General features: G+C 66.7%; 7 protein-coding genes. 4 read left to right on the top strand and 3 right to left on the bottom strand.

The window, feature by feature from the left end; genetic code table 11:
- Positions 1-179: 179 nt before the first annotated feature.
- Positions 180-1,268 carry an SGNH/GDSL hydrolase family protein gene (locus tag IT350_06275; GenBank protein MCC6157641.1) on the bottom strand — a complete coding sequence of 363 codons (1,089 nt, stop codon included), beginning with the start codon at positions 1,266-1,268 and terminating at the stop codon, positions 180-182.
- Between the two features lie 82 nt (positions 1,269-1,350).
- Here IT350_06275 and IT350_06270 point away from each other — a divergent pair, with 82 nt between their 5' ends.
- A complete protein-coding gene (locus IT350_06270) occupies positions 1,351-2,598 on the top strand; it encodes an SGNH/GDSL hydrolase family protein (protein MCC6157640.1) in 1,248 nt (415 codons plus the stop codon).
- Positions 2,599-2,763: 165 nt separating this feature from the next.
- Positions 2,764-3,156: a DUF4537 domain-containing protein gene (locus IT350_06265; GenBank protein ID MCC6157639.1), complete on the top strand. Its 393-nt coding sequence runs from the start codon at positions 2,764-2,766 to the stop codon at positions 3,154-3,156.
- Positions 3,157-3,174: 18 nt separating this feature from the next.
- Here IT350_06265 and IT350_06260 read toward each other — a convergent pair whose 3' ends face one another.
- Together IT350_06260 and IT350_06255 are read right to left on the bottom strand one after the other, a co-directional pair.
- Positions 3,175-6,456, bottom strand: coding sequence for a UvrD-helicase domain-containing protein (locus IT350_06260; GenBank protein ID MCC6157638.1), 3,282 nt, complete (start codon positions 6,454-6,456; stop codon positions 3,175-3,177).
- Positions 6,449-9,448 (bottom strand): PD-(D/E)XK nuclease family protein, encoded by a 3,000-nt coding sequence (locus IT350_06255; protein MCC6157637.1) that lies wholly within the window; start codon positions 9,446-9,448, stop codon positions 6,449-6,451. Before IT350_06255 ends, IT350_06260 begins: the two co-directional genes overlap by 8 nt.
- Positions 9,449-9,624: 176 nt before the next feature.
- Here IT350_06255 and IT350_06250 point away from each other — a divergent pair, with 176 nt between their 5' ends.
- Positions 9,625-10,122, top strand: coding sequence for a hypothetical protein (locus IT350_06250; protein MCC6157636.1), 498 nt, complete (start codon positions 9,625-9,627; stop codon positions 10,120-10,122).
- Positions 10,110-10,964: a hypothetical protein gene (locus IT350_06245; GenBank protein ID MCC6157635.1), complete on the top strand. Its 855-nt coding sequence runs from the start codon at positions 10,110-10,112 to the stop codon at positions 10,962-10,964. The genes IT350_06250 and IT350_06245 overlap by 13 nt, the downstream gene beginning before the upstream one ends.
- Positions 10,965-11,023 lie beyond the last annotated feature (59 nt).

Raw genomic sequence — 11,023 nt, 5'->3', positions numbered from 1 at the left:
GATTCTTCCAGTAAAACATGAAATGGCAACGGATAAACCGTTGAAACGACTGGTCTTTTTGGACGGGAAGATCCTTCGCTTCGCTCAGGATGACAGACCGCGAGCAATCGGAATGACTGGTGGCGCGTTCGTGATGACGGCGTTGGATATTCGCGACGGCGACGGCATCGGCGCGAGAATCACGATGATCGACATGCGTCTCCCAGCAGGTTTTCGTCACACCAACGGTCGATCAGCAACCGCGCGTAGGAATCATAAACGTGCGGCGCGGGATGCGCGTCCAGGTATTCCTGCGTATCAACCTCGGGCGGCACGCACCACGGATCGAGGCCGGACGTGGCGGCGAGTTCGAGCAGATCGGCGACCTCGGCCGGATCGGCGCACGGCATCACGAACGCGCGGATCGGCGCGACAGAGGCGTGGCGCGCGACGAAGCCCGCGAGCGCGCGTCGGTGGTGTTCGCGCTGGACAAGCACGAGACGCTCCTGCATTTGTTCAGACGGGATCATCCGGTTGCCGTGCGCGAGCAGCAACAGCGCGAGGCGAGACCGGGCGACCAGCCATCCCGGCGCGCGTTCGCCAACGACGGAGGGAAGCACGAAATACTCCGCGGCGAGCGTCGAGTCTTTTTCGAACGGTTCGATGCGCGGGCGGTCTTTTAAGAAGGCGCGCGGCCCCGTGAGAAAAAGCTGAAACACAATGAGGTCGGGCGACGCACCGCCCGCCAGCAGCCGGTCACCGAGCGCCGCCATCTGCGCGGGCCCGTACGAATTCACGCCCGCGTTCCACACCTCGTATCGGCCCGCACCTGTGGCGTTCAAGCGCCGCTCCATCTGCGCGGAGAGCGTTTCGTCGTCGCTCACCGACGCGCCGAACGTGGTGGAGCTGCCGAGCATCAGCACGCGAAAGATGCCGCCCGGCTTCGCCGCGTCGCGATCCGACCCGCGCAAACCGAGCCGGTTGATCGACACCACGCGCCGCGTCTGCCCCGGCCGCTCATACACATCTTTGGCGCCCGGCGTCAGCTCGATCAGGAGCTTGGGATCGTCGCTTTCGCGATGCACCGAAAGATCCGCCGCCTGATAGAAGAGCATGTCCGCCGCGTAGGGCGGGAACGGAAGCGCATGAAGCCAAATCTCCGCGATGAGCACGGCAGCCAAAGCCAGCGCGCAAAAGACGCGGACCTGATGCCGCGCGGCCCACGTCAGCGCGCGGACCACGACCGATGGTCGCGTGCCGTTGAATTCTTCGTTTGATTTCGTCGTCACGTCATCGCGTGTGCCACGTTTGCACGCCGGGGCCAAGGGGTCGTCACTTCCCGCGTTCGCCGCGCGTCGCTATGATTCGCGCATGTCCCGCGAATCCGGCCCCGGAAAGCGACCCGCGTTCGTCGCGCCGCTCGTCACGGTTCTCGTGCTCCTCGCCATCGAGGTCGTGTGTCGCGTCTTCATCGCGCCCAGCCGCCTCGAAAAAATCCTCGCGATTCTGGAGCGCGACCCCGCGCTGATCTGGCGGCTTCGCGCGAATCTCGACACCGTGTTCGAGAGCCAGCCCGTGCGCACCGGCACGCAGAACCTTCGCGGCGCGACGTTCGCCGTGCCCAAGCCGGAGGGGACGTTCCGCGTCGTGGCGCTCGGCGCGAGCCCGACCTTCGGGTGGGGCGTGCCCGAGGCCGACGCGTACCCCCCATGGGCGCAGTCCGTTCTCGCCGGGCGCGAGATCACGGCCGAGGTCATCAACGGCGGCACGCCGGGCTATACCACGTGGCAGGGCGTGCGTCGGTTGCGCGATCACGTGCTCGGTTGGTCGCCCGACGTCGTCACGGTCGCCTACGACCTGAACGATTTGGACCGCTTTCGATTTTTCAACAACGACGGCCGCGTCGACGCAGAGCAACACTCCGATGCCCCCGCGCGCGTCGCGATCCAGAACGCGCTCAACCGCAGCGCGGCCTACGGACTGCTGCGTCGTGGGTTGCTGCGCGCCGCGAGTCGGCAAGGCGCTTTTGACCCCGAGGCCATGCCGCGCCGCGTGCCGCTCGAGCACTATCGCGCGAACCTGCTCGAGATCGACCGGATCTGCCGCGAAAACGGCGTCGAGCTGGTTTACCTGAAGATGCCGATCAATCTGCCGTTCCAGCGGCTGGCTGTGATCGATCCGATCGAGGCGGTGGAAGAGAGGCGGCGCGGCGACGAGGCGCGGGCCGCGGGAGACTGGCCGCGGGCGCTCACGCATTACCGCGACGCGCAGCGTCTGGACCCGACGATTGTCGCGACCTATCAGGCTCTGCTCGACGCCGAGCGCCACGAGGGGCTAACCGCGGAGGCCGCGAAAACCGAGGACTTGATTCCCTTTGTCGCCGCGTTTCGCGACCGGGCGGATCTGGAGTACAATCGCGCGGTCGAGGACATCGCGCGCGAAACAAACCGACCGCTGGTGGATGTGGTGGCGGCGTTCGACGCCGACGGGCGTGGCGACGGGCTCTGGAATTCGGTCGAGGACCCGTTTCACCCCAACGCCGCAGGGCACCACATCATCGGCGAGTTGGTCGCCGCGCGGATCGAGTCGATCGCGCGCGCACGGCAAGCGCGTCCATGAGGAATTGGCGATGAAGCGCTGGCTCGGAAGGTACCTGTGGCTCGTGATTCTGATCGCCATATTCGCGGGCATCGTGTTTTTCACCTTCACGGGGAACGACACCTTGCTGCCCGCGATTTATCGCTGAAGTTCGCAACACGTTTTTCTCAACCAAAGGGGCTTTCCATGCGACGACGGATGACGTTCGGGGTTCTGCTGCTCCTCGCGATCGCGACGATGGCGTACGCCGCCGGTGAACTCAAACCGGGCACGGCCGTGTTCGCCGAGTGGGTCGCGAACGGCTGGTACCACGGCAAGATCGACAAGAAGTGCGACGCCGGCTGGCACATCGCCTTTGACGACGGCGACCAGAAGTGCTGCACGACGGCGCAGATCGTGGCCGATGTCGTCCCGGCGAAGGCGGCGGTTGCCGTCGGCGCGAAGGTGCTGGCTCAGTGGACCACCGGCAAGTACTACCCGGGCAAGGTTTCCGCGATCAACGGCGCGAATTACGCGATCGCCTTCGACGACGGCGACAATGGAACCGTGAAGCTCGAGCAGATTCGCCTGCGCAAATAGACGAGCGCCGGTCGGCGATCACAGAGCCACTTCGACGCCCGGCTCCACGAAACAGAATCGCACCGATACGGGGCGCGCTCCGGACAGGAGCGCGCCCACGGCCGCGCGATAGATTTCGCCCTGGCGGCGGTAATACTCCCGTCGTTCCGGCACACGATCGAGCGCCACGGCGTCAGTCTTGTAGTCGACGATCACGACGCGCTCGCCTTCCCGCACGGCGACCAGGTCGATTCTGCCCGCGAAGTCCCGCGAGCCGGTTCCGTCGGGATCACCGGTCCACGTGAAGGGGACTTCGACAAAGCGCCGCGCCATCGCGAGTTCCTCGAACACCGGCATCTTGGCGAACGCGTCGAGCCAGCGGGACAGGCGACCCGCGCCGTCGACGTCCAATTCGAACTCGCGCGCGGCCTGCGCGCATGCGTCCGGCCACGACGGACGATTCGCCCAGTCGAGCCGCTCCATGAGCGCGTGAAACGCCGAGCCAAGCCGCCGCGCCTCCTCGGCGGCATGTTCCGCCGTTTCGGAGCGCGGGATTTGTTCGTCATGCTCGCTCGGCGAGGCGAAGGTCGTCGCGTCGGCCGCGACCGCGCTCTTCGCCGCGAGATCGCTTCTTCGCGCGAGCAATTCCTCGATTCGCGCCGATTGCGAAGGAGTCGGTTCGACGCTATTCGCATACGTCCCGTGCGCGAACGGATCCGCCATGTAACCCGGCTCATCCACGTCGAAATCCTCGACGCAGGCCACGTGACCGGCGAAGGGACCCGCTAAACGCAACTCGTCGTCGATCGCGCCGGCTTCGGCGAGGACTCCCAATAAGCCCCGCTGTTTCGTCGGTGCGCCCGTCTTGGAATGATATGTGACGCGCCCGAACAGCGGCAGAACCAGCCAGTCGCGCGCGCGCGTCATCGCCACGTAGAGCAGCCGCTTGCGCTCGGCGCGCTGAAATGCCTGTTCGAGCTTGCCCAGTTCCTGATACATCTCGGTTTCGAATCCGGCCGCGAGACGCACGCCCATCTCGTCCGTGGCGCGACGAACGACGACAGTTCCGCCCGCCCACTCCTGAAACTGCGCGTGCAGGTCGGGCAGCACCACCACCGGCCAATCGAGCCCCTTCGCCTTGTGGATCGTCAGCAGTGAGACGACGTCGGCGCCGTCTTCCACCACCGCGTGGTCCGGTTCCTCGCGATCGGAGTCGAGATCGCTCGCGAGACGGCGAACGAATTCCTCGAACAGCGCGAACGCGCCGTCGGATGCGGTCGCGAAATCGAGAATTTTTTGCAGATTCGCGACGGCAACATCGCCGCGCCGGAACACCGCCGCGCACGTGACGACGTCGGCGAGGCCGAACAGCGCGCGCACCGTGGCGGCGCACCCCCGCTCGTTGCGGCGTGCCGCGATTTCGCCGAGAGCGCGAAGGTGCGTCGAGAGTGCATCGTCCGCCGGGGGAGCGGCGAGACAATCGATGCTTCCGTACGCCAACTTGTGCCCAAGCAGGTCTTCGTCGGAAAAACCGACGAAGTCGCAAGTGAGCCATTCGCCGAGCGCGAGAGAATCCGACGGATCGGCCAGCGCGCGCAACCCGGCGATGATGCCGGTGATCTCCGGCCGGCGGTAATAAGCCTTGCCGCCGACGACGAGAAACGGCACGCCGTGCGCGCGCAGTTCTTCCTCCATGTCGTCGAAGGTCGTCCCGCGCCGATTGAGGATCGCCACGTCGCCGAAGCGCATGGGGCGGATTCGTCCAGTCGTCGGATCGGAAATCGCGAGGCCGTCTCTCACGCTCTTCGCGATCCATCGCGCGATCGCCGCATAAGACAGCGCGCCGGGTCGGTCAGCCTTTCCCAACGTGCGCCCGGGGCGCAGCACGACGACGCCCGCGCCCTTCGGCGCGCGTCGATCGCCGGACTCCAAGCGCCCCGCGACCAGCGGGACGTAGCGCGGGTCGGTTTCGGTCGCCGCGTCGGCCGGCAGGATCGCCGAAAAGACGGCGTTGACCGCGTCGATGATGGCCGGCGCGCATCGGAAGTTGACCGTCAGGAAGTGCGGTTCACCGCCCGCCAGCCAGCGCCGCTTTGCCTCTTCGTAGATCTCGATGTCGGCGCGCCGGAACCGGTAGATCGACTGCTTGGGATCGCCGACGACGAACAGGCGCGGCTTCGCGCCGGAGCGTTCACCGAGGATTCCCGCGAGGCGCGAGGCGATTTCGACCTGCAGGGGATCGGTGTCCTGAAACTCGTCGATCAGCATTTCATCATAGAGCGATGCGAGATCCGCGCGCACGTCGTCGGCGTTTTCGTCCAGCATGCGATTCGCCCGCACAAGCAGATCCTGAAATCCCAGCAGGCCGAGTCGCGTTTTGCGTTCATCGAACCGCCGCGCGAAGCCACGCGCGATCTCGTACACATCCCACACGACGGATGCGTGGATCGTCCGCATGAAACCGGCCACCGCGTCGTGGAGTTCGTCGCGGTCGGCCTTGAACTGATCGAGCGCTCCCGCCGTCCACTTCTTTGCCGAACCACCCCGATTGTCAGGCTTGGGCGGATCGGGGCGCGTGTCGTCGTCGCGTTCTTCGGTCGGGTCGAACGCATCGAGCGCGTCGAGCCATGCAAGGCCGTTGGACGCGGCCTTGTCCGAAAGATCCGTGCAGTTCGCCGAAATGAAGTCGCGCAGCGCTCTCGCCCTTTCGCGCACACGTGCCCAGTCGACGGCAAGGTCCGCCGTTCGCCTCGCCGGGCGATCCATCAGCAGATCGGCGTCGCGGCAGACCGCGGCGCAAATTCGCCACAACACGTCGCTGCCGTCGCGCCGGGCGCGAATCGGCTGAGCGCGCCAGACCTTGCGCATCGCGGGCGGAGGGTCCAGTACCAGCTCGTCAAACCAACAGTCGTAAACGTCCGCGAGAAGCTCGTCCTCGGCGTGCTGATCCAGAATCGTCGCGAGGGGATCGAGCGCGGCCTGCAGCGGACGGCGCTTGAGCAGTGACTGGCAGAACGAATGAATCGTGCTGATCGTCGCGGCGTCGATTTCGGCAAGTGCCTGCCGCGCCGCCGTCGCGCCGGGAGACCTTGCGAGTTCGGCCTGAAGCGCCTCGCGGATCTTCGCGCGCAGTTCCGCCGCGGCCTTCTCCGTGAACGTGATCGCCGGGACTCGCCGGATGCCGACGCCTTCCTCCATTACGAGACGCAGGATTCGCAGCACCATCGTCCGCGTCTTTCCCGTGCCCGCCCCGGCTTCGATCCACGTCACGCCGACGCGCTCCCGGACCGCCGCGTCCCGCGCCTTCTGGTCCTCAAGCATCGTCGTCCTCCGCGTCGTCCCCGTCCGCCGGGTGCGTGGTCAGCAAGTGCCGCCAAGGATGTTGGGGGGCCTCGGCGTCGATTCGAGCCGCGCGCGCGCGTGCCACGCCGTCGCAGATCCGTCCCGCCGCGCAGTTCGCACACAGGGTTTCCGCCGCCGCGACGTCGGCCCGGGCGACAAACGCGCCCGACGCGATGCCGGCGCCGATGCCCGCGATCACGGCGTCGATCGTCTCCGTGCGCTCTTCGAGAGCTTCTGCTGAGAAGCCGACGCGCACAGGTGTTTCGTTCCCCTTCTTGTCCTTCAGGTACCGGTATTCGCACGCGACTCGCCCGGCAAGCTCCGGGCCGCGTGCCGCGAGCGCTCGGGCATACACCGGCAATTGCAGCGTCTGCCCCGCGTTGAAGTCGTCCTCGGCGAGATCGCCTGGCAACACGGAATTGCGCGCACGACCGGTCTTGAAGTCGATCACACGCATCGCGCCGCCCGGAAGTTCCTCGATCCGGTCGATGCGTCCGCGCAGGACCGTTCCATCCGCAACGGCGAACTCGAACGGTTCCTCGGTCCGAATCCGCACCACATCCGCCGACCACTCGGCATTCGCGTCCCACAACGCGCGCAACCGTTTCCCCAGCGCCGCGAGTTCGACCTCAGCCAGAATCCCGCGCGCCGTGTGGCCGGCCTCGGCGAGCTTGCGGTATGCGTCTTTCAGGCAGGACTCCGCCGCCTCGAAAGAACGATCACGGGCAGCCACGGCCAGCGCGCGATGAAGCAAGTCACCCTGCGCGAGGGCGTCGAGCGAAAGCGCCTCGTCCGCATCGCCGTTCGACGCGAGGCCGATGAAGTCGAGCAACAGGTAACGCCTCGGGCACTGTGCGTATTTTTCGAGTTCGGTCACGCGCATCGCCGGGCGTTGCCGCCGCTCTCCACGCAGCGCGTCGATCACATTGGGCGATGCGCACAGTCCTTCATGCGCCGTCCAGCTTCGGGCGCCGTAACGCGATTTCTGGCGATGGAGTCGCGGTTCAAAACCCGGCGAAACGCACTGCAGGTAGAGCGCCGAAAGCCCGGGCCGTTCGGCTTCGAGAACGCGCGCGGCGGCGACGTCATGCTCCGTCAACGTTCGCGGTCGATCGTCGGACGTCAGGGCAAATCCCGTCATCCATCTTCGGACGCCGTTCGCGCGCTCGAAATCCGCCAGACTCATCGACTCGGCGAACATCGCGACGAGAAACGGACTGGGGGCGATAGCGCGCCCACTGCCCATCTCGCGCCTCGGCCATGTGAGGGTGAGCGAAGTCGCGGCGCTGCGGCACGCGAGGTCGAAGAGATTACGTTCGTTGCGCACGCGCTCGGCGAATACCGGCAGACGCTCGTGCGCGCCGACGCGCGCATTGAGCGCGTCCCGATCCGAGTCGAGAAGAATCGGGTCTTCGCGCCCGACATACGGGATTTCTCCCTCGACGCACCCCGGCATGAAGACGTGCTCGAACCGCGTCCCGCGCGCGGCGCTCATGTCGAGCACCTGCACCCCCGCGCGCGCATTCACGTCATCGCGCGTGGCGAGTCCCGCGACCGCTTCCGCCGCCCGCGCCAGAAACCGATCGGCGTCGAAACGCAGTCCCGCCTCGTCGGCGTGCCTCAGCGCGCGAAGGCGCTCGATCGTCTCGGGCGTCGCGGCATCTACCGGGAGGATATCGCGCACGACCGTGCAAAGGGTGTCCGCCGCTTCGGCGTGTGTCGTCACGCCGCGAATCGCCAGCACCGCGTTGACCAGTCGCGTCCACGCGTCGCGCAGGTCGCGTGCATCTCGCCGATCGGTCGCATTGAATTCATCGGGCGTCAGCTCGCCTGACGCGATCGCGCCGAGTCGGCGGTCCCAGTCCGCGGGACGTTGAAGGCGCGCGCGTCGCGACAGCGGTTCCCATCGATGCGCTCCGTCGCCGCGGTCCCCGAATGCCGTCGCGAGGAACGGCGCGGCCGTTGCCCGCGACCACCTCGGCTGCCCGGTACGATCGACGTCGGTCGCCAGACGCACGAGCGCCGCACACAGTCGGACCGAAATGGACCCATCGGGTCGCCGACCGCCGGCGAGGCGAACGGGCACACCGAACTCGGCGAAGTGTTCGACCACGAGATCGCGATAGGTTTCGGGGTGTCGCAAGACGATTGCGATCGAACTCGGCGCGACGCCGGCATCGACGAGCGCACGCGCCTCGCGGGCGATTTCGCGGATCTCGACGTGCCGATCCGGGCACGACCACGCTCGGTCCGTCGGCAGGGCCGCTCGCGTCGAGGACTTCGATTCGATCCCTCGAACGCGTTGCGCGAGACGAACGGCGAAACCGCTCGGCTCGGGGACCGGTGGGACGTGGTAGAGGACGTCCGCGGATTTTTCCAGGGCGCGAAGAAGCGCGGCCTGCGTGGGATTCACATCGTAAAGTCCGGCCACGTGCAGCCGCCACGTGCCCAAGGCGCGTGCGTACTCGCCCGCCGCAGCGGCCGCGCCCGCGATGCGTGCCCCGGGCAGGTCGTATCCCGCATCGTCCACGAGTTCGCGAAAGCGCCGGTAGAGCGCGTCGAACCCGGTGAGTTTCAGCGAATCGCCGGTCGCGAGCGGCAGCCGCGTCCAACCTGCTTCCGACAGATCTTCGAACGTCGCGAGAAACGCGCCCGGAGTCCCCGCGAAATTGCGCACGCGGTCGAAGACGCCTTCGGGCATCTCGGCCACCAGCCGCGCGGCGAGCGCGTGTAAAAACTCGGGCGGCGCGAGCGGGCGGACCGGACCGAGCGTGGCGACAAGGCGCGTCGCGAGGTCGATGAAGGTCAGCGTGTACGCACCGAGCCAGCCGCCGAATCGTCGGTGCAGTTCACCGCGCAGGTCCTCACCCAGTCGGTTGGACGAGGCGAGAACGACGAGCGGTTCGAATCCGCCGCGCGCGCGCAGCGCCGCCGCCTGCTCGAAGAACGATTCGCGCCACACCTCGCTCAATGCCACACTCCCGCGTCCGATTTCGTTTCGCGCATTCTAGCGGCGTCGCAACAGCTTCCGCCACGGAGCGCAGTCTGACGCCCTGGCGCGACATCCGGGGTCGCACCGTCGGCGCAATCGGGCGGAACAAAAAGCGTTGACATCGTCATTTTTCGTAGTACATTTAAGCGATGATGGTGAAACGCTCAAATCCGGACAAGGCCCTGCGCGTCGTCAAGGGAGCCGACCCCGAGCGCGCGCACGACGAATCAGCGACCTCTTCGGAGGAGCCCGAAGCCGTGGCCCGCACGCGGGGACGCCCGCACTCGGACGACCCCAAGGATCGCGTGCTGCAAACCCGTGTCCCGAAGGGACTCTACGAGGACCTGGTCACGCAGGCCCGGCGGCTTCGCGTGCCCGTGTCGAACCTCGTGCGCAACATTCTCGAAGACTCGGTGCGCATGGTCGAGAACATCGTCGACAGCGGTCTCGACATCGCCGAAGCCTTCGCGAATTCGCCGGGCGAATTCGATTCCACCGCCGTGGCAGGATGGCAGCCGATGGTCGCCAACCGCCGTCTCGTTTGCGCGAACTGCCGCAAGCCGATCAAGAAGGGCGAAGACGCCTTCCTGAGCGTGGGCGAACCGGCCGGGCGCGTTCACACTATCTGTCGGAGCTGCCAATGCGAGATCTGAATCTGCGTGAACTCTTCGCCGACGGGGCCAAGGGTGCGTCGGGCATTTTTTTCAAGGCATGGCACGCGGTGAATCCCGACGTGTGGCACGAAATCGGCTGCGTCTCTCTTTCGGCCTACTCGCTGCTCCTACCCCGGCGCGAGGACGTCTACGATCGACCGGGTGGCCAACGCACCCCCGTCGGTCTCGTCCATGGGCTCGGCGGGAGCCGCGGCGCCTGGTGGCCGCTTCGACTGTATTTGCACGCGCACGGGCGCAAACGCCTCTATGCCTTCGGGTACGAAGGCGGATCGATCGAGGAGCACGCGGGGGCGCTCGTGGGCTTCGTCTCGCGCGTGCTCACGGTGACGGGAGAGGACCGCGTGGACATCGTCGCGCACTCGCTGGGCGGGATCATCTCGCGCTTCGCGATCCAGCGCATGGGCCTCGCGCCGCACGTCCGAACGCTCGTCACGCTCGCCACGCCGCATCGAGGCACCTACGCGGCGCACTATGCCAACACCGACCTCACGCGTCCGTTACGTCCGGAAAGCGATATGATCCGCGATCTGAACAGCGACGACCTCGAGGCCCTCGGGGTCGATTTGGTGTGCGTGTGTTCCGACCGCGACATTTATGTCGTGCCGGCCGATCGTATGGCGCACCCCGCCGCGCGCAACCTGACCGTCCGCGGCGTTTCCCACTCGCAGCACCTGATTTCGACCCGGGTGTTTCGCCTCGTCGCGCGGACGCTCGACGAAGCCGACGGCGAATCGGACGCCGAGCGCGTCACTCGAACACGGCGATCGAAGCGCCCTCGCTCGCGGACGGCCAGTTCCGAACTGCCATCGTTCGCCCGTTGAACTCCATTTCGATCGCGCGATCCGTCTCGGTATTGACGAACAGGTCGAATCCCGCGAGG

The organism is Deltaproteobacteria bacterium, from assembly GCA_020845895.1.
In the GTDB taxonomy this organism is placed as follows: domain Bacteria; phylum Lernaellota; class Lernaellaia; order JACKCT01; family JACKCT01; genus JADLEX01.
Note: the sequence above shows the minus strand (reverse complement) of the source record. Positions and strands in the feature narration are given on the sequence as shown.